Origin of the sequence: Apibacter muscae (genome assembly GCF_007845635.1) — a bacterium.
Lineage (GTDB): Bacteria > Bacteroidota > Bacteroidia > Flavobacteriales > Weeksellaceae > Apibacter > Apibacter muscae.
This window is the reverse complement of sequence record NZ_SELG01000027.1, coordinates 14,117-38,521: the sequence shown is the minus strand read 5'-3', so window position 1 is coordinate 38,521 and position 24,405 is coordinate 14,117. Positions and strand designations below refer to the sequence as shown.

The 24,405-nt window shown below is 29.8% G+C and carries 27 protein-coding genes; 20 read left to right on the top strand and 7 right to left on the bottom strand.

Features of this window, described 5'->3' with window-relative positions; all coding sequences use genetic code 11:
- Positions 1-2: 2 nt before the first annotated feature.
- The 3 genes from ETU08_RS01700 to ETU08_RS01690 all read left to right on the top strand — a co-directional run bounded on the left by ETU08_RS01700 (position 3) and on the right by ETU08_RS01690 (position 3,486).
- Positions 3-803, top strand: a complete 801-nt coding sequence (locus ETU08_RS01700; RefSeq protein ID WP_146261283.1) for a hypothetical protein — start codon at positions 3-5, stop codon at positions 801-803.
- Positions 804-817: 14 nt separating this feature from the next.
- Positions 818-2,494, top strand: coding sequence for a DUF445 domain-containing protein (locus ETU08_RS01695; protein WP_146261282.1), 1,677 nt, complete (start codon positions 818-820; stop codon positions 2,492-2,494).
- A gap of 140 nt (positions 2,495-2,634) precedes the next feature.
- Positions 2,635-3,486 (top strand): DNA adenine methylase, encoded by an 852-nt coding sequence (locus ETU08_RS01690; RefSeq protein ID WP_146261281.1) that lies wholly within the window; start codon positions 2,635-2,637, stop codon positions 3,484-3,486.
- 174 nt (positions 3,487-3,660) lie between these two features.
- Here ETU08_RS01690 and ETU08_RS01685 read toward each other — a convergent pair whose 3' ends face one another.
- The 6 genes from ETU08_RS01685 to ETU08_RS01660 form a co-directional block, all read right to left on the bottom strand.
- Positions 3,661-4,311, bottom strand: coding sequence for a 3-ketoacyl-ACP reductase (locus tag ETU08_RS01685; RefSeq protein ID WP_146261280.1), 651 nt, complete (start codon positions 4,309-4,311; stop codon positions 3,661-3,663).
- A gap of 5 nt (positions 4,312-4,316) precedes the next feature.
- On the bottom strand, positions 4,317-5,300 hold the full coding sequence (locus ETU08_RS01680) for an aldo/keto reductase (RefSeq protein WP_146261279.1): 984 nt from the start codon (positions 5,298-5,300) through the stop codon (positions 4,317-4,319).
- Positions 5,301-5,396: 96 nt separating this feature from the next.
- A complete protein-coding gene (locus ETU08_RS01675) occupies positions 5,397-5,744 on the bottom strand; it encodes a DUF4296 domain-containing protein (protein WP_146261278.1) in 348 nt (115 codons plus the stop codon).
- Complete coding sequence (locus ETU08_RS01670) at positions 5,741-6,466, bottom strand: polyprenol monophosphomannose synthase (RefSeq protein WP_146261277.1); 726 nt, start codon at positions 6,464-6,466, stop codon at positions 5,741-5,743. Before ETU08_RS01670 ends, ETU08_RS01675 begins: the two co-directional genes overlap by 4 nt.
- Before the next feature lie 35 nt (positions 6,467-6,501).
- On the bottom strand, positions 6,502-6,786 hold the full coding sequence (locus tag ETU08_RS01665) for a barstar family protein (RefSeq protein WP_146261276.1): 285 nt from the start codon (positions 6,784-6,786) through the stop codon (positions 6,502-6,504).
- On the bottom strand, positions 6,783-7,232 hold the full coding sequence (locus tag ETU08_RS01660; protein ID WP_146261275.1) for a ribonuclease domain-containing protein: 450 nt from the start codon (positions 7,230-7,232) through the stop codon (positions 6,783-6,785). Before ETU08_RS01660 ends, ETU08_RS01665 begins: the two co-directional genes overlap by 4 nt.
- 90 nt (positions 7,233-7,322) lie before the next feature.
- On the opposite strand from ETU08_RS01660, the gene ETU08_RS01655 reads away from it, so the two are divergent.
- Both ETU08_RS01655 and ETU08_RS01650 read left to right on the top strand, forming a co-directional pair.
- Positions 7,323-8,111, top strand: a complete 789-nt coding sequence (locus tag ETU08_RS01655; protein WP_260390916.1) for a TrmH family RNA methyltransferase — start codon at positions 7,323-7,325, stop codon at positions 8,109-8,111.
- Positions 8,112-8,254: 143 nt separating this feature from the next.
- Positions 8,255-8,581, top strand: coding sequence for a YegP family protein (locus tag ETU08_RS01650; protein ID WP_146261273.1), 327 nt, complete (start codon positions 8,255-8,257; stop codon positions 8,579-8,581).
- 85 nt (positions 8,582-8,666) lie between these two features.
- Here the strand turns inward: ETU08_RS01650 and ETU08_RS01645 are convergent, their stop codons facing one another.
- A complete protein-coding gene (locus ETU08_RS01645; protein WP_146261272.1) occupies positions 8,667-9,851 on the bottom strand; it encodes a pyridoxal phosphate-dependent aminotransferase in 1,185 nt (394 codons plus the stop codon).
- A 161-nt stretch (positions 9,852-10,012) separates the two neighbouring features.
- Between ETU08_RS01645 and rlmD the strand changes: the two genes are divergently transcribed.
- Genes rlmD through ETU08_RS01570 form a run of 15 tightly spaced genes read left to right on the top strand, consistent with a single transcriptional unit; the run spans position 10,013 to position 24,394 of the window.
- Entirely contained in the window at positions 10,013-11,425 is a 1,413-nt protein-coding gene (gene rlmD, locus ETU08_RS01640; protein ID WP_146261271.1) for a 23S rRNA (uracil(1939)-C(5))-methyltransferase RlmD, read from the top strand.
- A 20-nt stretch (positions 11,426-11,445) separates the two neighbouring features.
- On the top strand, positions 11,446-11,904 hold the full coding sequence (locus ETU08_RS01635) for a DUF6452 family protein (RefSeq protein WP_146261270.1): 459 nt from the start codon (positions 11,446-11,448) through the stop codon (positions 11,902-11,904).
- Complete coding sequence (locus tag ETU08_RS01630; RefSeq protein WP_146261269.1) at positions 11,873-12,544, top strand: DUF6048 family protein; 672 nt, start codon at positions 11,873-11,875, stop codon at positions 12,542-12,544. The genes ETU08_RS01635 and ETU08_RS01630 overlap by 32 nt, the downstream gene beginning before the upstream one ends.
- A 37-nt stretch (positions 12,545-12,581) precedes the next feature.
- Positions 12,582-13,892, top strand: coding sequence for a UDP-glucose dehydrogenase family protein (locus ETU08_RS01625; protein ID WP_146261268.1), 1,311 nt, complete (start codon positions 12,582-12,584; stop codon positions 13,890-13,892).
- A gap of 28 nt (positions 13,893-13,920) precedes the next feature.
- Positions 13,921-14,967, top strand: a complete 1,047-nt coding sequence (gene rfbB / locus ETU08_RS01620; RefSeq protein WP_146261267.1) for a dTDP-glucose 4,6-dehydratase — start codon at positions 13,921-13,923, stop codon at positions 14,965-14,967.
- 20 nt (positions 14,968-14,987) lie between these two features.
- Positions 14,988-15,845: a glucose-1-phosphate thymidylyltransferase RfbA gene (rfbA, locus tag ETU08_RS01615; RefSeq protein ID WP_146261266.1), complete on the top strand. Its 858-nt coding sequence runs from the start codon at positions 14,988-14,990 to the stop codon at positions 15,843-15,845.
- 2 nt (positions 15,846-15,847) lie between these two features.
- Entirely contained in the window at positions 15,848-16,699 is an 852-nt protein-coding gene (locus ETU08_RS01610) for an ABC transporter permease (RefSeq protein WP_146261265.1), read from the top strand.
- A 9-nt stretch (positions 16,700-16,708) separates the two neighbouring features.
- Complete coding sequence (locus tag ETU08_RS01605) at positions 16,709-17,965, top strand: ABC transporter ATP-binding protein (protein ID WP_146261264.1); 1,257 nt, start codon at positions 16,709-16,711, stop codon at positions 17,963-17,965.
- Entirely contained in the window at positions 17,958-18,938 is a 981-nt protein-coding gene (locus tag ETU08_RS01600; protein WP_146261263.1) for a glycosyltransferase family 2 protein, read from the top strand. Before ETU08_RS01605 ends, ETU08_RS01600 begins: the two co-directional genes overlap by 8 nt.
- A 1-nt stretch (position 18,939) precedes the next feature.
- A complete protein-coding gene (locus ETU08_RS01595) occupies positions 18,940-19,347 on the top strand; it encodes a sugar 3,4-ketoisomerase (protein WP_146261262.1) in 408 nt (135 codons plus the stop codon).
- On the top strand, positions 19,344-19,832 hold the full coding sequence (locus ETU08_RS01590) for an acyltransferase (protein ID WP_146261261.1): 489 nt from the start codon (positions 19,344-19,346) through the stop codon (positions 19,830-19,832). Before ETU08_RS01595 ends, ETU08_RS01590 begins: the two co-directional genes overlap by 4 nt.
- The gene (locus ETU08_RS01585) at positions 19,829-21,436 is read left to right on the top strand and encodes a hypothetical protein (protein WP_146261260.1); all 1,608 of its coding nucleotides are present in this window, start codon (positions 19,829-19,831) and stop codon (positions 21,434-21,436) included. Before ETU08_RS01590 ends, ETU08_RS01585 begins: the two co-directional genes overlap by 4 nt.
- 1 nt (position 21,437) lies before the next feature.
- Complete coding sequence (locus ETU08_RS01580) at positions 21,438-22,544, top strand: DegT/DnrJ/EryC1/StrS family aminotransferase (protein WP_146261259.1); 1,107 nt, start codon at positions 21,438-21,440, stop codon at positions 22,542-22,544.
- A gap of 2 nt (positions 22,545-22,546) precedes the next feature.
- On the top strand, positions 22,547-23,434 hold the full coding sequence (locus ETU08_RS01575) for a glycosyltransferase family 2 protein (protein WP_146261258.1): 888 nt from the start codon (positions 22,547-22,549) through the stop codon (positions 23,432-23,434).
- Positions 23,435-24,394, top strand: coding sequence for a glycosyltransferase (locus ETU08_RS01570; RefSeq protein ID WP_146261257.1), 960 nt, complete (start codon positions 23,435-23,437; stop codon positions 24,392-24,394). It begins immediately after the preceding gene.
- Positions 24,395-24,405 lie beyond the last annotated feature (11 nt).

Here is a 24,405-nt window from a genome sequence, read left to right as displayed (position 1 = left end):
AAATGAATAAATTAGAATATAACAATGCAGGCGGTTATCCCCTAACCACTAACCGCTTGGACGACATACAACAAGCCTTTGCCTCCTTGCTGAATGGCTTAGGGGCAATGACCGGAAATCTTTCCATTATTTCCGGTTGTCAGGAAAAAGGTAGTCAAATAACCGATGGAGTAGTTCAGATCGAAAATGAAATCTTTGAATTTAAAGCAGGAATAAAACAGGAAAATGTTACCCTCTTTGAAGAGAAAATAGCCAAAGAATTTGAAAATGGAGAAGCTAAAGCCGTTCTAAATAAAAGATACATAAGCTTTGGCACTGGAGCAACCTCTTATAAGTGGGCAGATTTTAAAAGAGTTCCTGTTTTAAATAAACTGGAGGATACCTTTAAAACCCTTTTAGAACAATTAACTATTCGGGTGGCTACTTTAGAGAAAAAAAATGCTGTATTTCAAACGGGAGGCGCTATGGTTTTTTGGAATAAACCAGCCAATGAAATACCTATGGGATGGCGAGAAGTAACCGACTGGCGCGGGCGCATACCCATTGGTTTAAATCCTAATGATGCCGACTTTTATCCTCTAGGCAAAACAGGTGGATTAAAAAAGAAGAGCCTAAGCATCGCAGAAATGCCCGCACATACACACGAAGGTACTTCCGGTGACCCTATTTATTCCGACGGAAAAGCTAAATATTTATCAGGATACAATAAAACCGGAGGATATACCGGATATACCGGAGGTTCCCAACCCTTTAGTATAATGAATCCCTATCGCGTGGTTTACTTTATTGAATTTGTAGGATAACTAAAAAAAATAAAATGGCAGAAATAACCGATAAAAGCACTTTAAAAAATTGGTTTAAAAATAACGAAAAACCCACCCAAGAACAATTTTGGGCATGGATGGATAGCTATTGGCACAAAGATGAAAAAATACCTATTGACATAATAGAAGATATTAATAACATATTAGCAAATAAAGCCGATACAGAACAGGTAAATACCTTACTAGAAGAATTAGAAAGTAAAGCGGATAGAACCATTGTGGATGCTTTACAATCCTATATTGAAGCATTAATTGATGATAGGGAAGCAAGCAGTACAACCACCTATTCCTCTGAAAAAATAGAAGAATTAATCAACCAAGTAAAACCTTCTGAATTAATTGATGACGAGTTAGAAGAAGGAAGCGTTAATACCTATTCCATTGATAAAATAAAAGAATTGGTAGAAAATTCCGCAGGCGGAGACTTACAAAGCGTGACCGACCAAGGCAATACCACCGATAAAGAAATAACCGTACAGGGAGCTACTTTAGGGGCTGATAGTGCTTTAAAAAATACCAAATTTGGACAAGGGGCTTTAGAAAACAATAAATCTAGCTATCAAAATGTAGCTTTAGGACACCAAGCCTTTAATAAGCTTGAAACAGGAGATACCAACCTAGCTGTAGGTTATTTAGCAGCACAAAAAGCAGTTTCTTCCATGAATTCTACTTTGGTAGGCCCCTACGCCGGAGCAAATGCAATCTATTTAAATAGAGATACTTTTATCGGGTTGTCAGGTTATAGTCATACCGGGGAAGATTTTACCGACGGAAAAGGAATAGTAAAAAAAGGAGGAAATAATGTATATATTGGTGACTCCTGTGCTTTATACACTATAAATGGCTATGGAAATACTTTTGTAGGCGCTGCTTGTGGACAAAATTGGAAATACTCCGGATCCTACAACACCTTGTTAGGACACGGGATAGCCTCTATGACCAAAGCCTCGAACGGCGATTGCAATGTATTAATTGGTGCTTTTGCCCCCTGTAATGGCAGTTTTAGTGATACTTTAATCATTCATTCTCAAAGGAAAGCTTCTGAAGGAGGAAGTTATGCTATTACTCCACTAATCAAGGGACATTTTACACAAAGAACTTTTAGCCTTGGAGGAACTTATATTTTAAACTTTACCTATACCCCCGATGCAGATAAATTGGTAGCAGAAGGAGAAAAAGCCTTTGAGCCTAATAAAATGTTAGTAGTAGATGCAGAGGGCAAAGTTGGAGTAAAAAGCCTCCAAAACTCAACCGAAAATAACGACATCATTTATTATTCTTTTTCGGATTTCCTTTGCGAAATGCCTTCAGATAACTCCCTTAACGAAGATAATTTTCAAATATTTCCAGAGCTTTTTTTAAATGGAAAAACCGCAACCCTAATACTTAAAGGATGCTTTAAATTCTCCGATAAACCCCCACTTAACAAAACCATAAAATTAGAATTGCCTAGAGGATTAAAATTTTCAAAAGTAATTGAATATATGGATATAGCTTGTTATGGAGATAAAAATGGAAAATTAGACATGGCTTGGCTTTCCTTTAAAAATACGGCAGATAGTGGCTTATTTGAGCTTACAACACCACCCGATGGAGCTTCCGCAGGAATGAGTACTCCTGTAGGTGCTTTGTACAATTTTCATCAAACCATAATATTTGAAATAGGGTAAAAAACCCCCAGTTTCCTTTTTAAGTTCCTACGCAAAAAAAGTAAAGCAAAATACTCCACAAACTGGGGGCAGTAAGCCTTTCGTTGGTAGTATTCTGCTTTTGCGTAGGAATACAAAATTACATATTATAATTAAAAAAAATGGAAACTAAAAAAAACTTATTAAAATTAGCCTTTTCTGGCTCCAAAGTAGGAAGAATAAAAGAAATTGAAGAATTAATAAAAGATAGGAATTATAAGAGAGTAATAGAACCCTTTGGAGGTAGTTGTTGTATCTCCAATAATCTTAAATACCACGACCTTATAAAAGAGGCAGTAGCTAACGATTATGACCAATATTTTAAAGATTTTGATAAGCATTTAACCTACAAAGAACAGTTAGTAAAGAAATTAATAGACTTAGGTTTTGTTAAATCTAAAAACTACCTACCTAAAGATAAACAAGTAAGCCTGCAAAGGCTAATTGTGGATATACAAGATAATAAAAGCATGCTTAAATATCTGGCTAAAAATTTTGTATTTAGTGCTAAAAGAAGCTCTGGAGTTTTAAATATAAAAGATTTTAAGTACTTCACTAATGAACTATCTACCGAACAGGATAGGTTTTTTTATGAAAACCTAAATAACATACAGTTAGATAGTTTGGATTACAAAGACTTTATAAAAAAATATGTACAGCCTGAGGATAGAAATACCTTGATTGTCTTAGATCCTCCCTATTTGAATAGTGCACAAAAACAATACAATAATGAGACTTTCTTTGGCTTATGTGAAACTATTCAGTTACTTAACCTAATGAAGCAGTTACAAAATGATTTTATCTTTTTTAATATGGTAGAGAAAGACAGTATAGAGTTACTTAATTTATTTGGATTTAGCTATGTATACCAAACTAAAAGAGTCTCTGTTTCAGGTAAAAACCATCGGGAGGACTTTATGGCTTATGTTACTTTTGATGACCAGAACAAAATATTTAATCCATGTTTAAACTAGGCTTAAATGTACTTTAAAACTGTAGACTTACACTTTCATGATACTCTATATAGATACGGTTTATTTTCTTTTTTACCAAATAATTAGCACTAAAAAAGCCTCAAAAATTGAGGCTTTTTGTATATTAATTGAGTAATGTTATATGAATTTTTTCAGTACTTTTTGATTTGAAAATTAGTACTTTTTGATTTTTCGATTATATTCCGGTTGTAAAACCTTTTCTGGATTACCATCTGTAATTTTTAGATCTTTAACTGACATGTCTGAAGCAATGGTGCTAGGTGTAAGAGTTGTAACTCTTACATTGTGTTTTCTCATTTCAAACATTAAAGATTCAGAAAGAGAAATTAAACCAGCCTTAGAAACGCTATACGCAGAGGTAGAAGCACCTCCTTTTAATCCTGCGGTTGAAGAGACATTTATAATATCTCCGCATTTTCTTTCTACCATAGATGGTAGTATAGCCTTAGATACATAATAAACTCCTAATAGATTGGTATGTATTATATCTAACCATTCTTTTTCAGTCATTTCTAAAAACCCGCCAAAAGCAGATATTCCAGCATTGTTGATTAAAATATCAATTGGGCCAAAATCAACTTGCAGTTTTTCTAAAGAATTTTTTACATCTTGTTGATTTGAAATATCAAAAACCGAATAGGTGGCATGATTGCCTATTTCTTTTACCGTTTCTTGTAATGAAGATTCATTTCTGCCTGTAATAGCAACTTGAACTCCTTCCTTAGATAAGGCTAATGCAACCGCTTTGCCTAAGCCACGACTTCCTCCTGTTATTAAAGCCTTTTTTCCTTGTAATTTTTCCATTTTAATTATATAGATGATAATTCTGAATTAATGAACTGTATTTGTTCTTGAGACAATTGAAGATTGGAGGCTTTAGCATTTTGTAAAGTTTGTTCTACATTCCTTGCTCCAGCAAGAGCTATGGTTATAGCGGGTTGTTCAAGTGTCCATTTAAGAACCAATTGCCCCAGTGTAGCACCAAGATCATCAGCAATAGGTTTTATCTTAAGTAGAAAATCATTAACTTTTTTGATGCTTTCGGGTTGATAAACTTTCATTTCGCTTCTGGCATCTCCTTTAGCAAAAACATGGTTGGGTTGAATTTTTCCAGTGAGTAAGCCTCTTTCCAAAGGGCTGTATGCTAATATTCCAAAATTATTTTTTAGGCAATAAGGTACAACTTCGGCTTCAATTTTCCGATTTAGCATGCTGTAAGGTGCTTGGTTAGAGATAATTTTGCATGCTTTATTGGCTTCTTCCATTTGTTGGGCTGTGTAGTTACATACACCAGCGTATCGCACCTTTCCTTGTTCAATCAAACGAGCCACCGCTTCAAAACTTTCTTCAATAGGTGTAGAAGATTCTGGCCAGTGGATTTGATATAAATCTATATAATCAGTACCCAATCGTTTTAAGCTTTGTTCGCATTCATAAATAATGCTCTCCTTTCCAGCGTATTTATAAATATCAATATTTTTACCGGAATTGTCTTGGCTATGCATAGCAAAATCACCTTTTGCAAGGTCCCAACGCATACCAAATTTTGTTAGAATCTGAATTTTTTCCCTAGGTATATCTTTAATAGCTTCACCTACAATTTCTTCACTTGTACCCTGCCCATAAATAGGAGCAGTATCGATAGAGGTTATTCCTACCTCATAACCGGCTTTAATTGCATTTACAGCATCATTTCTTTCAGTGCCTCCCCACATCCATCCGCCAGCTGCCCAAGCTCCAAAAGTAATAACAGACAGTTGAAGATCTGAATTTCCTATTTTTCTATATTCCATATTCTTAATAATTTATAGATTAAAGTTAGTAAATTAAAACAAACAACTGTGTTAATAAAATATTATAATTTGAATAAAGTAGACCTAGTAGTTTATTTAATATTTTAACAATGATTGTTGGTTTTTGTCCAATTTATTTTTTAAATTCTTTAGTACTTCTTCGTAAATGTTTTGTAAAGTAGTTGAATTAACGTAGTAGTATTGGTAACTTTCCTGAAATTGCTCTTTAGAAGTATTATTAATTTTAAAGATGGAAACATAGGTTTCAAAAGTTTTATCTTTATCTAATGGTACAGAACTATTTATGTTTTGTTTATAAAGATAAATATCTGTAAGTATAGAAATCATTTCTTCCTTAGAAAGTAAGTTTTTAGGTTTCTTTACGGTTTGTTGGCAGGAAAGAATAACCAAACAAAATAGTATTAGAAAAAAAAATCTTCTCATAATTTTCCCAATAAAGCCATTAATTTCATTTTTATAACCCCAAAAACTGCTTCATTTATAATAGCACCACTCATCTTAGATTCTCCTTTGGTTCTATCTGTAAAAATAATAGGTACTTCAACAATTTTAAATTTTTTACAATAGGTTCTAAATTTCATTTCAATTTGAAAACCATAACCCACAAGTTTAATTTGATCAAGCGGTAAATTTTCCAATACTCTTTTAGAATAACAAACAAATCCAGCCGTTGAATCATGTATGGGAAGTCCTGTAATAAACCTTACATATTTAGAAGCGAAAAAAGATAGCAGTACACGGTTCATTGGCCAATTAACAACATTTACACCTTGTGAATATCTAGAACCTACTGCTAAATCAGCGCCAGCTTTGCAAGCTTCATAAAGTCTTGATAAATCTTTAGGATTATGCGAGAAGTCAGCATCCATTTCAAAAATATAATCGTATTTATATTTTAATGCCCATTGAAATCCATGAATATATGCTTTGCCCAATCCTTCCTTTTGTTTCCGTATAGTAAGAAAAATTTGATTTGGATATTCTTTTTGCATTTCTTGAACTATGTTTGAAGTGCCATCGGGAGAAGAATCATCCACTACCAGAATGTCAAAGTCTTGCTTTAAATGAATTACGCAAAGTAAGAGGTCTTTAATATTTTCAGCTTCATTATAAGTAGGTATAACAACTATTTTTTTGTCCTGCACAGATCCAAAGTTTTTGTAATGTGTAAATATGAGTCTTAAATGTTTGAGTTTGAAATAAAATAAGTAAATGAAATTTTATGATCTGTTTCTTCTTCAGCCTCTTCAAATAAAGTTATTAATCTAGAAAACTTATCCAATTTAAATAAGGTTAAATTAATAAATTCAATTTTTACTGGGATTTCAATATAACCAGTTAAGGCATCCCATAAACTATCTAAATTATTAGCCATGGTTGAATTTAATTTAAATTCTTTTTGAAAGCGCCTATAAAAAATAGATAAATTCTCAATATCATTAAAGTCAAAAATTACCGTTTTCATCTTTTTTCAAAACTTTTATAGTGATTGTAGGTTACAAAAATTAATCCATCATTAGAAAATATTACACGATCTTTTCCTCTAGATCCACAATTATAATTTAAATCTGCTTCAAACCATACTCTTCCTTTTTTATTAGGAAGTAAATTTTCTCTATTCTTAAATAGATCTCCCCCAATTATTTTTCCTGGAATTTTACTGCAAAGATTTCCTTGATTGGCATTCCAACCCATTTCTCTAGCTTTATTCTTAGTAATGTAATAGTCTGGAAGCCTATGCTTACTTTTTATATAAGGAATCACAACATTTTCTGCGCTAAGTTCTTTAACGTTAAATTGATTGTAATTTAATTTTTTTATAGAGGAATTATAGCTTAAAACAAAGCCTATACTAATTATAACTACCAATAATAAAAGATAGGGCAATTTAAAACCCTTTTTTATACTCATAAATTTAAAGTAAAACGTTTTAGCAAAAATATCTAAAAATAAATTAGATTATTTATTTTTGATAAAATCTTTAAAAGAAGTTTTATTAAAATGACAATTGAAAGTGATAAAAATCCAAAAATAAAAAAGCTATTAAAATTAATTGAAAAAAGTAGAGAAAGAAAGATTCAAAATAAAATTATTGTAGAAGGAGTTCAAGAGAATTTTTTTGCTTTACAAAATAATTATGATCCGATTGAGTTTTTTATTCAAACATCAATTTTTCAGAATAATATAAATATACCAAAAAATATACAAATTTACGAAGTATCTAAACAAGTGTATTCAAAGATTGCCTATAGGCAGTCTACCGAAGGTATTGTGGGCGTGTACAGACAAAAAGAAGAAGAATTAAAAAAAATAAAATTAAAAAAAGATCCTTTTTTAGTTATTATAGAATCCATCGAAAAGCCAGGGAACCTTGGTGCTATTTGTAGGTCAGTGGATGCCTTTGGGGTGGATTATCTATTTGTTTGTGATGAAAAAGTAGATATTTACAATCCGAATGTTATTAGATCATCGGTGGGTTCTGTTTTTAATGTTCCTATTATTCATGTAGCCAATCAAGAGTTGTATGAATTTTTAAAAGATAGAAAGATAAATACTTATGCGACTTTTATGAATATGGATTTTAAAGAAATTCAAGAAATTTCTTTAGACCAATCAACGGCTATAATATTTGGTACAGAGCACTCGGGAGTATCAAATTTTTGGAAAGATAAGATTACAGAAAACATTCTTATACCTATGCAGGGGAAAGTAGATTCTTTAAACATAAGTAATGCAGTTTCGATCTCCTGTTATGAAGTTAGAAGACAAAGAGGGATAAATAAAAAATAGGAAAGGAATAATTTTAACATGTTTTTTTGGTATTATGTGATAAAAAAGTTTTACTTTTGCGTCCATGTTTGAAAGGTTTAGTGCTTAAATTTTTAAGCCTTTCGAATAAGTACTAATAAATAAACACTAAAATTGTACAAGTTATGTTTGAAATTTTTAAAGACAAGTCAGGAGCTTTTCGCTTTAGACTAAAAGCGAAAAATGGAGAAGTTATTCTTGCGAGTGAAGGATACACACAAAAAACAAATTGCCAAAAAGGAGTTAGTTCTGTAAAAAGAAATGCAAAAAATGAGGATCGTTTTGAGCTTAAACAAAGTTCAAATAGTAAATGGTTTTTTAATTTGAAAGCAGGAAATGGTCAAGTGGTAGGAACAAGTGAAATGTTCGAGAATGAGACCAACGTGAAAAACGGAGTTAAATCGGTAATGAGTACAGCTGCTGTAGCTGAAACAGTTGATTTATCAAAATAATAATCGATTGAGTCGCTGAAACCTTATTTTTTTAGGTTTACTAAAAAAAAGAGTTCAAATTTATTATTTGAACTCTTTTTTATTTTTATGATAAAATTTCTTTAATTCTTTTCATAGCTTCAATAAGTTCTTGTTCAGAGGCAGCGTAGGATAATCGAATACAATTGCTATCGCCAAAAGATACTCCTCCAACTGTAGCTACATGAGCTTTTTCAAGAAGCATTAATGCAAAATCATCAGAGTTTTTAATTTCAGTACCTTGTATGGTTTTACCAAAATAGTAAGATATGTCAGGGAAAAAGTAAAAGGCACCTGCAGGTTTATTAACTTTAAAGCCTGGAATATTTTTTAAAAGATTATAAACAAGATCTCTTCTACTTTTAAAGCCTTCAATCATGTAATTTATATTTGATGGATCTGCTTCTACAGCTGTAATAGATGCCATTTGGGCTATACAATTTGCGCCTGAGGTCATCTGACCTTGAATTTTATCACAAGCTTCGGTTAACCATTTTGGCCCACCTAAATATCCAATTCTCCACCCAGTCATAGCATAAGACTTAGATACCCCATTGATGGTTACGGTTTGTTCAAATACTTCAGGGAATTGAGCGATACTTTCATGTTTAGATTCGTAATTTATATATTCATAAATTTCATCAGAAATTATAACGATATTAGGACGTTTAGAAAGTACTTTAGCCAAACTTTGAAGTTCATCTTTAGTATATACAGTTCCAGAAGGATTGCATGGGGAGCTGAACAAAAAGGCTTTAGTTTTAGAGGTAATAGCATTTTCTAACTGTTCTGGAGTTATTTTAAAGTCAGTATCTATATTTGTTTCAACAATAACATTTTCACCACCGGCTAACTTTACCATCTCAAAATAACTTACCCAATACGGAGCTGGTACAATAACTTCGTCTCCATCATTTAATACAGATAGGAGAACGTTTATAATCGATTGTTTCCCTCCATTAGAAACAATAATTTGTTCAGGTTTATAGTCTAGATTATTATCGCGCTTAAATTTATTGGCTATAGCTTTTCGTAATTCAAGATATCCAGGAACGGGAGTGTAAGATTTTACCCCATTATTGATAGCTTTAATGGCAGATTCTCTAACAAATTCAGGGATTTCAAAGTCTGGTTCACCTAAAGTTAAACTAATTACATTAATACCCTGGGCTTTCAATTCTCTAGCTTTGTTAGACATAACAAAGGTTTGGGAATAGCTAAGCCGATTGATGCGTTCAGATAATATATTCATTTTGACTAAATTGGTTGTATTATTTACTATCAAAAATACAGCTTTTTTTAATATATATAAGGCATAGTTTATAAAGATTCAATATTATTCATTGTGAGTAAGTCAAAAGTTTTTTATGAAAAATAAAATTACGTACTTTTGTTTACTTATTATTTTATGAATTGAAAAAGAAGAAAAATATTCAAATTTCAAATTTAAAACTTCAAACAGCTGGTGCTAAAGGAGTCGCTGTAGGCAAAAATGTAGAAGGGAAAACAGTTTTTGTATCTGGAGCTGTGCCAGGCGATGTTGTGAACGCTCAAGTAATTAAATCTAAAAAGAATTATATAGAAGCAGAGGCTGTTGAGTTTTTAGAATATTCACCCTATCGGGTTGAACCTAGATGTCAACATTTTGGAGTTTGTGGTGGTTGTAAATGGCAAAATCTTTCTTATCAGAAACAACTAGAATTCAAAGAGGAAGAAGTAATGAATAATCTTACCAGAATTGGAAAGATTGAAGGGTTTAAAAAAATTAATATTCTACCTTCCGAAGAACAGTATTTTTATCGTAACAAATTAGAATTTTCTTTTTCAAATTCTCGTTGGTTAACTTTCAATGAAATCAAATCTGGTGAAGAAATTGAAGATAGAAATGCTCTAGGTTTCCATATACCTAAACAATGGAGTAAAGTGTTGGACATTAAAGAATGTTATTTACAAAAAGAACCTTCCAATCAAATTAGACTTTTTGTAAAAGAACTTGCTCAAAAATATAAGATGGAGTTTTATGATCTTAAACAACAGTTGGGCTTTTTAAGAACATTAATGATACGTTCAAACTCTAAGAATGAACTATTAGTTTTTGTGCAATTTTTCAAAGAAAATAAGGGAAAAAGAGAAATATTACTTTCGTCTATTCAAGAGAAATTTCCAGAAGTAAAGACTATTTTGTATGCTATAAATCCTAAAGGGAATGATAGTATATATGATTTGTCAATCGAAACTTTCTCAGGCGAGGGTTATTTAGAAGAAGAAATAGAAGGTTTTAAATTTAAAATTGGAGCAAAATCTTTTTTTCAAACGAATTATAAGCAAGCCGTACGATTGTATGAGATTACTAGGGAGTTTGCCGATTTAAAAGGAGATGAGATTGTTTACGATTTGTATACTGGTACTGGTACAATTGCTCAATTTATATCCAAAAAAGCAAAAAAAGTAATAGGGGTTGAATCTGTTCCAGAAGCTATTATAGCTGCTAAAGAAAATGTTAAATACAATCAAATAGAAAATTGTACTTTTTATTGTGGAGATATGAAAGATATTTTCACAGATGAATTCATAACAGAGAACGGACATGCAGATGTTATAATTACTGATCCTCCCCGAGATGGAATGCATAAAAAAGTAGTGGAAACCATTTTGAATATTCGAGCTGAAAAAATTGTTTATGTCAGTTGCAATTCAGCAACACAAGCGAGAGATTTAGAACTAATGAAAGATCAATATCAAGTAGTAAAAGTTCAAGCTGTGGATATGTTTCCTCAAACCCATCATGTTGAAAGTGTAGCTTTGTTAAAACTTAAAGCCCTATGATTTTAAAAAAAATATTTCTAGTGTCTCTGTTTATTTCATTTATTTTTGCTGTTCAAGCATGTGTGGATGATGATGTCTGTGACAAACAAGTGACTCCAAACCTTACCATAGCATTTGTAGATTCTATATCTAAGCCGTTGACTTTAGATAGTTTATATGTCGATAAACTTAGTTCAGATGGAAAGCTATTACAGATGGGTATTTTTTCTAAGGTGGATAGTATAAGAGTGCCTTTAAATTCTTTTTCAAATGAGACGAAATTTTATTTTTATACAAATAAAAATGCTGATAGTTTACAAAAAGATATTTTAGCAGTTACTTATAATACAAGTCAATCTTTTGTATCTAAAGCATGCGGGTTTAAGGTATCCTATAATGATGTAAAATATCAACTTTTACAAACCTATAAAATAAAAAATTTGAGTCCAATTACTAATAAAATAGAAAATGAATCTAAAGATCTTTATATTACTTATTAGTTATTGTTTTGGGTTTTTGGTTCAGGCTCAACAGTCTTCAAAGGATTCAGTGTCAATAGATGAGAAACAATTTTTTGTAGGAGTTGATTTATTAAACCCTATTGCAAGTTTTTTTTCCAGTAAAAAAAATTATAATGGATTTGTTTCGTATAAATTTAAGAATAGATGGATAGCTGTTGCAGAAGTAGGCTATGAAAAAAATGATTATAAGGAGAACGATTGGAATGTAGATGCTAAAGGAATCTATTTAGAGGCAGGAGTAAATTATATTTTAACCAATTATTACGAAAAAACAGGGCAAGGTTTTTATATAGGAGGTAGGCTTGCTTTTACACCGTATGAACAAACGATCATTAACTATCCAATTAAAGAAATGAACACCTCTAATCAAGTTCAAACGATAGGAAATTCTTCTTTGCCTAAAGCAAATGTAAGCGCTGGATGGTTGGAAGCTGTTTTAGGTGCAAAGGTACAATTGGGAGAAAGTCCTTTATATTTAGACTTTATAATAAAGCCTAAATTTTTAGTTTACTCCAAGAAACAAGACCATGTTGATAATTTAGTGATTCCAGGTTTTGGAAAGAATAAAGGAGATGTAAATATATCTTTCCTGTGGGGGGTTAGTTACAGGATATTTTAAGCTTTATAAACAAATGATATTAGTAGAAAGATAAAAAATGAATATAACAATTGTTGGTACAGGGTATGTAGGATTGGTTTCTGGGACGTGTTTAGCGGACTTGGGGCATAGTGTGCATTGTGTAGATATAAATGAAGAGAAGGTACAAATGATGAAAAAAGGAGAAGTACCCATTTATGAACCACAGCTAGAAGAGGTTTTTTTACGTAATATAAAAGGGAATAGATTATTTTTTACTACCGATTTAGCAGAGGCAGTAAAAAAATCAAATGTTATTTTTTTGGCTTTACCTACTCCCCCAGGAGGAGATGGATCTGCAGATTTATCCTATGTATTAGAAGTAGCTGGTCAAATAGCAACATTAATAACTCAATATACAGTTATAGTCAATAAAAGTACAGTACCTGTAGGAACAGCAAAAAAGGTTGGAGAGCTTATAAAGCTTAAAACTTCAGTACCTTTTGATGTAGTATCCAATCCAGAATTTTTAAGAGAAGGTTATGCCGTTGAAGATTTCATGAGACCTGAAAGGGTGATTGTAGGAGCAAGCTCTAAAAAAGCATTTGAAATTATGGAAAAAATCTATCTACCATTAACGAATGCAGGAGTTAACTTAATAAAGATGGATGAAAAATCTTCGGAACTAACCAAATATGCAGCGAATTCATTTTTAGCAACTAAAATCACATTTATGAATGAAATAGCTAACTATTGTGAAAAGGTAGGAGCAGATGTAGATAAAGTAAGAATGGGGATGGGGGCTGACGATAGAATTGGTCATAGATTTTTATTTCCTGGAATAGGATATGGAGGAAGTTGTTTTCCCAAAGATGTTAAAGCTCTTATTAAAAGTGGTAACGAAATAGGTTATGATTTTAAAATACTAGAATCCGTAGAGCAAATAAACGAAAAGCAAAAAACAATATTAGTTCCAGATATTGAAAAACATTTAGGAACCTTAAAAAATAAGTGTATTGCCGTTTGGGGATTAGCTTTCAAAGAAAATACAGATGATATACGTGAAGCATCATCCCTAGAAATTATTAATAAATTATTAGAGAAAGGTGCAAGTATAAAAGCATATGATCCTATTGCTATTGAAAATGTTCAACGATTATTAGGAGACAGAATTTCCTATGCCAAAGATATGTATGAATGTGTGGAAAATGTTGATGCGCTAGTCATATCTACTGAATGGGGAGAGTTTAGAAATCCACACTTCGAATGGCTAGAAAAAAGAATGAAAAATAAAGCTATTTTTGATGGAAGAAATTTATATAATTTAGAGGAACTGGAAGCGCATGGCTTTTATTATAAAAGCATAGGAAGAAAAATAATCATAAATTAATCATAGGATAATCAATATACTTATTACAATGAAAAAAATTATAATCACCGGAGGGGCAGGATTTATAGGATCTCATGTAGTTAGACAGTTTGTAAATAAATATTTAGAGTATCAAATTATAAATTTAGATGCACTAACCTATGCTGGTAATTTAGAAAATTTAAAAGATATAGAATCTAAATCCAATTACACATTCATAAAGGCAGACATTACTAATGAAAAGCAAATAAATAATATCTTTAACGATATCCAGCCAGATGGAGTTATTCATTTAGCTGCAGAATCTCATGTAGATAGATCTATTTCATCTCCTTTAGAGTTTGTTAAAACGAACGTTATAGGAACTGTAAATTTATTAAATGCTTCTAAAAATATTTGGAAAGACTCATACGAAGGAAAAAGATTCCACCATGTTTCCACAGATGAAGTTTTTGGAGCATTAGGTCAAACAGGTTTTTTTAAAGAAGAAACCAAATACGATCCACACTCTCCCTATTCAGCTTCCAAAGCTTCTTCCGATCACTTTGTAAGAGCTTATGCTGATACTTACGGTCTACCGGTAGTCATAACCAATTGTTCCAACAACTATGGACCTAACCATTTCCCGGAAAAGTTGATACCTTTAATGATACATAATATCATAAATAATAAACCGTTACCAGTATATGGAGATGGAAATTACACAAGAGATTGGTTGTATGTCATTGATCATGCTATTGCCATTGATTTAGTTTTTCATGAAGCAAAAAATAATGATAATTATAACATAGGTGGGTTTAATGAATGGAAAAATATTGATTTAGTTAATCTATTATGTGATTTAATGGACAGAAAGCTAGAAAGGCAAAGAGGGGAAAGCGCTAAATTAATCACGTTTGTAAAAGATCGTCCAGGGCATGATTTAAGATATGCCATAGATGCTACAAAAATAAATAGAGAATTAGGTTGGAAACCATCGGTAACTTTTGAAGAAGGATTAGAAAAGACCATAGATTGGTACTTAGAGAATCAAGAATGGTTAAATAATGTTACCAGTGGAGAATATCAAAAATATTACGAAGCTCAATATAAATAATAGTTAGATATTATATTAAAATGAAAGGAATTATACTTGCAGGAGGTTCAGGAACTCGGTTGTATCCATTAACGATAGCCGTAAGTAAGCAGCTAATGCCTATTTATGATAAACCAATGGTCTATTATCCATTATCTGTATTAATGGAGGCAGATATTAATGATATTTTAATCATAACTACCCCACATGATCAAAATTGTTTTAAAAAATTATTAGGAGATGGTTCGGATTTTGGATGTAATTTAACATATGAAATTCAACATGAGCCTAACGGATTGGCACAAGCGTTTATAATTGGAGAAAAATTCATCGGAGACGATTCAGTAGCATTAATTCTAGGAGATAATATTTTTTATGGAGCAGGATTGGGTGATTTGCTGAGACAAAAAACAAATCCCAAAGGAGCTATTGTTTTTGCTTATCACGTAAATGACCCCGAGAGATATGGAGTGGTTGAATTTGATGAGCATATGAGAGCGATATCCATTGAGGAAAAGCCCTTAAATCCTAAATCTAATTATGCTGTACCGGGATTATATTTTTATGACAATAAAGTGGTAGAAATCGCAAAAAATCTACAACCCTCTGCCAGAGGAGAATATGAAATTACAGATATAAATCAAGCCTATTTACTTAAACAAAAACTAGAAGTAGGGGTTATGGATAGAGGAACCGCTTGGTTAGATACGGGCACGTTTGAATCCTTACACGATGCTTCAGAATATATACGTGTAATTGAAAAAAGGCAAGGAATTAAGATTGGCTGTATAGAAGAAACTGCTTATAAAAGAGGATTTATTAATCAAGAAAAACTTTCTACCATAGCAGATAAATACGGTAAAAGCGGGTATGGAGAATATTTAAAAAATATATTATAAAGATGAATGAATCATCACCACAAACTTGGACGGAAGTTATAAGTTCCAAACATTCCTTATTAGATTTAAATCTAAAAGAGGTTTGGAAATATAGAGACTTGGTTTACATGTTGGTAAAAAGGGATTTTATTACCTCTTTTAAGCAAACGATCTTAGGGCCTATGTGGTTTTTTGTAAATCCAATATTAACAACTCTAATGTACATAGTTATATTTGGAAACGTAGCAGGTTTGTCTACAGATGGAGCTCCTATGCTAGTTTTTTATTTAGCAGGAGTTACTCTATGGAATTTTTTTTCATCCTCGTTAACTAGTACTTCAAATGTATTTGTAGGAAATGCTTCAGTTTTTGGCAAAGTTTATTTTCCTCGTTTAGTTATGCCATTATCCATTATAGCCTCAAACTTGATGAGGTTTATAGTGCAATATTTATTGTTTATAATTGTAATTATATATTATTTATTAAAAGGAGAGATTGAGCCTAATTTATGGATTTTATCAACTCCAATTTTACTCTTGTTAATGGCGATGTTTTCCATGGGGGTTGGGATGATATTTTCATCTATGACAACCAAATATAAAGATTTATCGATGCTTTTAGGTTTTGGAATTTCTCTTTCAATGTACGTAACACCGGTAATTATTCCTATATCTTCTTTTCCAAAAAAATATAAATGGATTATAGATATAAATCCACTTTCAGGAATCTTCGAATGCTTTAAGTATGGATATTTAGGGGTGGGAGATTTTTCTTTAAATATGTTAATATATTCAACCATATTTATCTCTATAACTTTATTTTTAGGAATAATTATTTTCAACAAAGTACAAAAAACATTTATGGATACTGTTTAATTAAAAAATATGAATAAGATATTAGCAGTAAAAGCAGAAAATATATCCAAACAATACCGCTTAGGGCAAGTGGGTACAGGAACTATATCCCATGATTTAAATCGTTGGTGGGCAAAAATTAGAGGAAAGGAAGATCCTTATTTGAAAATAGGAGAATCTAATGATAGATCTGTAAAAGGGAATTCAGATTATGTATGGTCATTGAAAGATGTAAACTTTGAGATTGAGCAAGGCACTGCTGTGGGAATAATTGGTAGAAATGGAGCGGGTAAATCAACCTTATTAAAGTTATTAAGTAAGGTAACACAACCTACAACAGGAAGTTTTAAAGTTAAAGGTAGAATAGCCTCATTGTTAGAAGTAGGAACAGGATTTAATCCTGAAATGACAGGAAGAGAAAACGTATACTTAAATGGTGCTATTTTAGGAATGACTCGTAGCGAAATACGTAGGAAATTTGATGAAATTGTTGATTTTTCAGGGTGTGAGAGATACATAGATACGCCTGTAAAAAGATATAGTTCAGGAATGTATGTACGATTAGCTTTTGCAGTTGCCGCACATTTGGAATCTGAAATACTAATCGTGGATGAGGTTTTGGCAGTAGGAGATTCAGAATTTCAAAAAAAATGTTTAGGAAAAATGGGTGATGTCTCCAAAGGGGAAGGAAGAACTGTATTATTTGTAAGTCATAATATGGCCGCTGTTAAACAATTATGTAACAAAGGAATAGTTTTAGAAAAAGGATCAGTAGTATATCTGGGGGGGGCACTTGAATCTGTATTAGAATATCAAAAAAGACAAAATGAAGCAAATAAACTTATAGCTAGTAGATTTATAGGAAATGATAAAATTGAAATTATAAAATTTGAAGTTAAGCCTAGATTTGAAAAATTATTGAGTGTTGGGTCTGGTCTAGAAATAGAGTTAGAATTTTTAAATAAAGTTTCGGATGTGGTATTAGATACCTCTTTTATATTAATGACACAAGATGAGATAAATGTATTTGGTGCAAGCTGCATCTTGACGCCTTTAAAAAACTCTAAAACAGGTGTTTATAAAGTGAAATTTGATTTGCCTAAAAACTTGTTAAATGCAGGTAATTATTATTTTAAATTAATATTTGGAGCTAATTCTACAGATTTATTATTCTATTACGATAACTTTAGTTTCGAGGTTTTAAATGAGGGAGTAAATGGTAATTTTAATTTATCTCCAGGAATTATAAGGCCAAATATTAATTTCATATCAGAGTATCATGGTTAAAGGTCTAATAACAGTAGTTATACCCTGCTACAATTCTTCTAAATTTATAAAAAAAACTTTAGATAGTTTGTTAAAACAAACCTATCAAAAATTACAAATCTTATGTATTAATGATGGATCTAAAGATGATACTTATAAAATATTAAAAGAATATTCAAATAAATACAAGTATATTCAAATCATAAATAAAGAAAACGGAGGCATAGAATCTGTGCTTAAAGCTTCATTAAGTTTAATTGAAGGAGAATATACTTTCTTGCATGGTCATGACGATTATTTAAGTTATAATGCTTTTGAAAGAGCAATAGGCTCATTTACTGAAGATCTAGATGCTATAAGGTTGGACTTGTTTTTTGTAGATGAACATAAAACAATTTATAAAATGCAAGATCGAAGAATTTTAGAAGGAAGACAAGCATTAATTGAGACAATAGGATGGAATATTCATACATTTTGTGTATGGCGTACAAATAAATTTAAAGATATTGTACATGTTGATACGAAGGGAATGATGAATTTTGATGAGCTAGCTACTAGATTTTTATATTCTAAATCTAGAAAAGTAGGTTATTGTGAAGGAATATATTATTATTATCAGCACAGTGAATCAGTATCTAAAAAGAAAACGTATCGTTTCTATGATAGGGTTTATACAAACGTCTTATTAAGAAAATTATTAATTGATGTAGGAGTTTATAACGAGATAAGCACTAAATTTGAAAATGAAATTTACGAAGAATTAATATCGATGCACCTAATATATAATGAAAATAAGTTGAATTATGCTACTGAATTTAAAAAGAGAATTAAGGCGATTTTAAAAGATGGATTTACAAGTTTAAATGGAAGTGTATTAGTCAACGAATCAAAAATTTTTAAGAGAAGGCATAGATTAGTTTATCTTATTGGAAGATTATCATTATATAATTACTCTTTATTTAAACTATTAGTAAATAGAAAAATCTTAAGGTAAAATGGAGTTAGTAAAAGAGCAAATAATCAATTTTGAAAAAATTGGTTCCTCTCAATTAGGTTTTATAACTGTAGCAGAGGTTCAGAAAAACATTCCATTTGAAATAAAAAGAGTTTATTGGACTTACTATACACCACAAGATGTAATTAGGGGAGGGCATGCACATAAAGAATTAAAACAATTTATTTTTGCAGTTTCAGGAACAATAGAATTTAATACAGAAAATTTGAAGGGCTATAAAAACACATTTATATTAGATTCTCCAGAAAAAGGATTATATATACCTGAGTTAGTATGGAGGGATATTAAATTTACACATAGCGCTGTATTGTTATGTTTAGCATCAGAAATATACGATGAGAATGATTATTTTAGAGATTATAATGATTTTAAATCATATAGGAAATGATAAAAATTCATCCTACAGCAGAAGTACAAACAGAAAGTATAGGAGATGGGACTCAAGTTTGGCAATACTGTGTAATATTAAGTAAGGCACGTATTGGAAAGAATTGCAATATAAATTTTAATGTTTTTATTGAAAATGAAGTTGAAATAGGCAATAATGTAACAATTAAATCTGGTGTTCAAATCTGGGACGGAATAACAATTCTAGATGATGTTTTTATTGGTCCAAATGTTACTTTTACTAATGATCTAATCCCTAGATCAAAAAAATATCCAGAAAGATTTGAAAAAACAGTTATTCAAAAAGGAGCTTCCATTGGGGCAAATGCAACTATTATTGCAGGACATACGATTGGAGAATACGCATTAGTAGGAGCGGGTAGTGTAGTTACTAAAGATATTCCTCCATATACGGTGTGGTATGGTAATCCTGCAAGACAAAGAGGTAAAATTGATAAAAAAGGAATGATTATAAGAGAATTATGATCAATAAGAAAAACTTTTATTGTACAAGTTTGGGTATATTAATTTTTATATATCTTGCTATTTTACTTATTTATAATATTGATTTCATAGATTCGGGGTTTATTATCTCCTATGTTCAAAGAATTAAGGAGGGACAAATTATATATAAAGATTTTGATTATGTTAGACCATTTGGAAGTATTGTATTTTGGGATATTATTTTAACTCCATTTTGGAATTTTAAGTCTTATTTGGGGATTATTTCACGATTATTAGTTTTAATTGAAATATTAATTATTACTCAAAACTTTTTCAAAGGATTTAAAAATGTAGGTGTAAAAATAAAAAATTATATATTGTCAATATTTATTTGTTCCATTCTAATTATACATACATTTAATATAATGCCATGGCATACCATTGATGGTGTTTTTTTTCTGTCTTTTGCATTTTTATTTTTCACAAAAGAAAAATTTATATTATCAATTGCATTTGCTAGTATAGCAGCTACAATGAAACAATCTTTTTATTTAGATTTCTTTATTATTTTCTTCATTAATACTATCTGTATTTACTACAAATTCAGAAAAAATGAAGTTAAATTAAAATCTCTTAAAATAGAATTTTTTTTCATAGTACTAATATTAATAGCTTTATTATTAGTTACATTTAAATATCAATTAGAAAAGAATATTGATTTGTTTTTGGAACAAACCCATGTCAATAATAGTATAAATAGTTTTTTCAAAGCAGGCTTTAAAGATTATATATTTTCAGAATATATTTTCAGAGTGATTTTATTTTTAGCGATATTATTGTTTGTTGTTATTCAAAGAATGAATAGAAAAGGCTCTATTAAATTATACAATTGTATAATTATTTTAGCTCTATTTATACTGTATTTATTACCAATGTTAAAACACTTATTATTTGGCTCTAATATTGAATTCGAGGGATCTAAAACGATATATTTACTCTTATTATCATTTTTTCTCAAAGATATAAGATCATATATAGCATACGATATTAAAAAATTTTTAGCCTTAATAATTTTATTTTTTATAACGTGGAGTGTTTCAATTTCTTGGGGTTATTCAAATGTACTTTTAATGTTACCAATTTTAGTATTTGCTTTTGATGATAAATTTAGATTTTCAGAAAAAATTAATAATTTAGTTGTAATTGTAGTAATAGCATTATTTATTATTTATAGACTTTTATCGCCTTATTTTAGTAAAAGTATATTAGAAACAAAATTTATTTTTATAAAAGAAAATATTCCAATATATTCAGGCATGTTAATTAGTGAAAATAATTATGATTATATTAAAGAAGCTCAGGCACTTCAAAAGAAATTTGAAAATTCTATTTTCTTACCAGGTTCACCAATCTTTGAAGTTATGTTTAATAAAAATTTAAATAGATCTCCTTGGGAAATGGATGTGGAATATCCTAGTTGGAAAAAAGATTATGAACAACTATCAAAAAAAAATATTTATTATATTTTAGACAAAAAAGAAATTATTAATTCTGAAACAGGATTTTTTAAAAGTTCTTTTACCCAAATGGTGAAACATAAAAAGACATTGATTGATTCAACGAATTTTTATTATATATATAATTAAAATGATAAAATTTTTAGACTTACAAAAGATAAATTTACAATATCAACAAGAAATAGAAAAAAAAATAATTCAAGTTTATCGTTCCGGTTGGTATTTATTAGGGGAAGAAGTAAATAATTTTGAAAAAAACTTAGCTCAATATATAGGAGTAAGTAATGCCATAGGGGTAGCTAATGGTTTAGACGCACTTCGTTTAATTTTGAGAGCATATAAAGAATTAGGAGCTATAAAAGATGGAGATGAGATTATTGTGCCTTCAAATACTTATATAGCTTCAGTTCTAGCCATTACCGAAAATAATTTAGTGCCTGTATTTGTAGAACCGGATTTAAACACTTTTAATATTGATATATCAAAAATAGAAGAAAAAATCACTATAAAGACAAAAGCAATTATGATTGTTCATTTATATGGACAAATTGTCTTTTCTCAAGAACTAAAAGATTTAGCTGAAAAATATAAACTAAAAATTATAGAAGATAATGCTCAAGCTATAGGTGCAGAATATCAAGGAATTAAATCAGGAGCTATAGGAGATGCTGCCGGATTTAGTTTTTACCCTGGTAAAAATTTAGGAGCTATAGGAGATGCTGGAGCTGTAACAACAAATGACAAAGAATTAGTTCAGACTATTCGAGCAATAGCAAACTATGGTTCAGCGGAAAAATATGTAAATAAATATCAAGGATTAAATAGTCGTTTAGATGAAATACAAGCAGCAGTTTTAAATATTAAATTAAAATACATAGATAAAGAAAACCAAAAAAGAAGAGAAGTAGCAAATTATTATTTAAAGAATATAAATAATCCAAATATAGAATTACCATCAATTGAAGATTGTAAACATAACAAGCAACATGTTTGGCATTTATTTGTTGTAGAATCTAAGCGCAGAGATGATTTACAAAAATATCTTACAGATAACAATATTCAAATTCTAATACATTACCCAATTCCGCCACATAAACAAGTAGCATACTCACAATATAATATGCTGAGTTTTCCAATAGCAGAGAGTTTAAGTAATCAAGTTTTAAGTTTACCAATTAGTTCTATTTTAGAAAAAAAGGAATTAGAAAAAATCGTTGAGGTTATTAATAAATTTTAGAAATGAATCAGCCTTTAGTTTCAATAGTAGCAATTAATTATAATAATGAAAAATATGTTATAGAAACTTTAGATAGTATTGCTAATCAAACATATCAAAATACGGAATTAATTATTGTAGATGACTGCTCTACAGATGAAAGTTTACATATAATTGAAAAATGGCTTAAGAATTACAATAAACCTTATAAATTAATAAAACATGCTAAGAATTTAGGGGTTTGTAAGACGATTAATGATGGGTATGGAATAGCTAAAGGAAAATATATCTCATCAATAGCAACAGATGATATTATGTTATCGAAAAAAATTGAGAAGCAGGTTTGTTGTTTGGAAAATACAGATAATACTGTGGGGATGGTATATTCAAATGCATATTTAATAGATGATAATTCTAATGTTATTGAAGGTAATTTTATTGCAAAATATAGGGGTGATTTATCAAATCCTTTTACAGGTAATGTATATCAGGAATTATTTAAAGGAAATTTTATACCTGCAATGTCAATTATGATTAAAAAGAATATTTTGTTAGATATAGGTTATTTTGATGAGAGATTAAAGTATGAAGATTTTGATATGTGGTTGAGAATAGCAGAAAAATATAAAATTATTTATTCAGAATATATATCTGTAAAGTATAGAATTAGAGAAAATAGTTTGAGTAATCGCATATCAAAAATAGAGTGGATTTTAGATAATATAAGAATATATAAAAAACATAAAAATCGTGATATTATATTAAGAAAGGAATATAATATTATAAGAAAGAAATGGTATCTTAGGTTATCAGAAGAAAAACTTCCTTTTATAGATAAAATAAAATTTGTATTTAATATAGGAGTAGGCTCAGGTTCCAGAAGATCTCTCTTAAAATTTTTATTTTCATAAATGAAAACATCAGTTGCTTTATGCACCTATAATGGAGCTAAATATATAGCAGAACAAATAGAAAGTATTTTAGCTCAAACTATATCACCTAATGAAATAATAATATGTGATGACGGATCTATTGATAATACAATTGAGATACTAAAAAGATATAAAGAAAAATATCCAGATATAATAAAACTATATAGAAATGATCAAAATTTAAAGGTTATTAAAAATTTTGAAAAAGCAATTAGTTTATGTACAGGAGATATAATTTTTTTATCAGATCAAGATGATATATGGTTTCCTAATAAAATAAAAGAAGTAATCAATTTCTTTGAAAAACATCCTAATATAGGAGCTTGTTTTCATAATCTTCAATTAATTAAATTAGGAGAGTTATCAGAAGATACAGTATGGGATGCTATTTTATTAAAAAAAAATATTCTTGATTTTATATTTGAAAAAAATAAATTAGTAGAATATATTTTAAAATATAATAATATTTTAACAGGAGCTGCATTAGCAATAAAAAAAGAAATCGTAAATCATATTTTACCTTTAGATGAAAGGCTTATTCATGATTATCAAATAGCATTAAAACTAGGTATTAGAAATGAAATTACATTTATTCCTAAAATTTTGGGTGCATATAGGATTCATGAAAATCAACAGATAGGAGTAGGTAAATTACTATCAAAAAAGGATAAGGAAAAATCAATAAAAGAATATATAGAAGGGATAGAAGATATAGAATTAGAAATTAAATATTTATTAACAGCATTAGAAAAAGCACAAGAATATTCATGCTTTATACCTGAATTATCTGATTATGTAGACTTTTTTAAGTCCAAAATAAAAAACTCTAAAATAGATTTTTTTAAAAAAACTACATATATCCAAAAGAAAAAAACATTATTTAGATGGTATAGGTATAAATTTTTAAATACTTCATTATTAGATGTATTAATAAAATGATATTTATGTAG

Excerpts from the sequence above, each read along its gene's own strand:
- ETU08_RS01700 (WP_146261283.1), top strand. The coding sequence starts at position 3 with ATGAATAAATTAGAATATAACAATGCAGGCGGTTATCCCCTAACCACT.
- ETU08_RS01695 (WP_146261282.1), top strand. The coding sequence starts at position 818 with ATGGCAGAAATAACCGATAAAAGCACTTTAAAAAATTGGTTTAAAAAT.
- ETU08_RS01690 (WP_146261281.1), top strand. The coding sequence starts at position 2,635 with ATGGAAACTAAAAAAAACTTATTAAAATTAGCCTTTTCTGGCTCCAAA.
- ETU08_RS01685 (WP_146261280.1), bottom strand. The coding sequence starts at position 4,311 with ATGGAAAAATTACAAGGAAAAAAGGCTTTAATAACAGGAGGAAGTCGT.
- ETU08_RS01680 (WP_146261279.1), bottom strand. The coding sequence starts at position 5,300 with ATGGAATATAGAAAAATAGGAAATTCAGATCTTCAACTGTCTGTTATT.
- ETU08_RS01675 (WP_146261278.1), bottom strand. The coding sequence starts at position 5,744 with ATGAGAAGATTTTTTTTTCTAATACTATTTTGTTTGGTTATTCTTTCC.
- ETU08_RS01665 (WP_146261276.1), bottom strand. The coding sequence starts at position 6,786 with ATGAAAACGGTAATTTTTGACTTTAATGATATTGAGAATTTATCTATT.
- ETU08_RS01660 (WP_146261275.1), bottom strand. The coding sequence starts at position 7,232 with ATGAGTATAAAAAAGGGTTTTAAATTGCCCTATCTTTTATTATTGGTA.
- ETU08_RS01655 (WP_260390916.1), top strand. The coding sequence starts at position 7,323 with ATGACAATTGAAAGTGATAAAAATCCAAAAATAAAAAAGCTATTAAAA.
- ETU08_RS01650 (WP_146261273.1), top strand. The coding sequence starts at position 8,255 with ATGTTTGAAATTTTTAAAGACAAGTCAGGAGCTTTTCGCTTTAGACTA.
- ETU08_RS01645 (WP_146261272.1), bottom strand. The coding sequence starts at position 9,851 with ATGAATATATTATCTGAACGCATCAATCGGCTTAGCTATTCCCAAACC.
- ETU08_RS01630 (WP_146261269.1), top strand. The coding sequence starts at position 11,873 with ATGAATCTAAAGATCTTTATATTACTTATTAGTTATTGTTTTGGGTTT.
- ETU08_RS01625 (WP_146261268.1), top strand. The coding sequence starts at position 12,582 with ATGAATATAACAATTGTTGGTACAGGGTATGTAGGATTGGTTTCTGGG.
- rfbB (WP_146261267.1), top strand. The coding sequence starts at position 13,921 with ATGAAAAAAATTATAATCACCGGAGGGGCAGGATTTATAGGATCTCAT.
- rfbA (WP_146261266.1), top strand. The coding sequence starts at position 14,988 with ATGAAAGGAATTATACTTGCAGGAGGTTCAGGAACTCGGTTGTATCCA.
- ETU08_RS01610 (WP_146261265.1), top strand. The coding sequence starts at position 15,848 with ATGAATGAATCATCACCACAAACTTGGACGGAAGTTATAAGTTCCAAA.
- ETU08_RS01605 (WP_146261264.1), top strand. The coding sequence starts at position 16,709 with ATGAATAAGATATTAGCAGTAAAAGCAGAAAATATATCCAAACAATAC.
- ETU08_RS01600 (WP_146261263.1), top strand. The coding sequence starts at position 17,958 with ATGGTTAAAGGTCTAATAACAGTAGTTATACCCTGCTACAATTCTTCT.
- ETU08_RS01595 (WP_146261262.1), top strand. The coding sequence starts at position 18,940 with ATGGAGTTAGTAAAAGAGCAAATAATCAATTTTGAAAAAATTGGTTCC.
- ETU08_RS01590 (WP_146261261.1), top strand. The coding sequence starts at position 19,344 with ATGATAAAAATTCATCCTACAGCAGAAGTACAAACAGAAAGTATAGGA.
- ETU08_RS01585 (WP_146261260.1), top strand. The coding sequence starts at position 19,829 with ATGATCAATAAGAAAAACTTTTATTGTACAAGTTTGGGTATATTAATT.
- ETU08_RS01580 (WP_146261259.1), top strand. The coding sequence starts at position 21,438 with ATGATAAAATTTTTAGACTTACAAAAGATAAATTTACAATATCAACAA.
- ETU08_RS01575 (WP_146261258.1), top strand. The coding sequence starts at position 22,547 with ATGAATCAGCCTTTAGTTTCAATAGTAGCAATTAATTATAATAATGAA.
- ETU08_RS01570 (WP_146261257.1), top strand. The coding sequence starts at position 23,435 with ATGAAAACATCAGTTGCTTTATGCACCTATAATGGAGCTAAATATATA.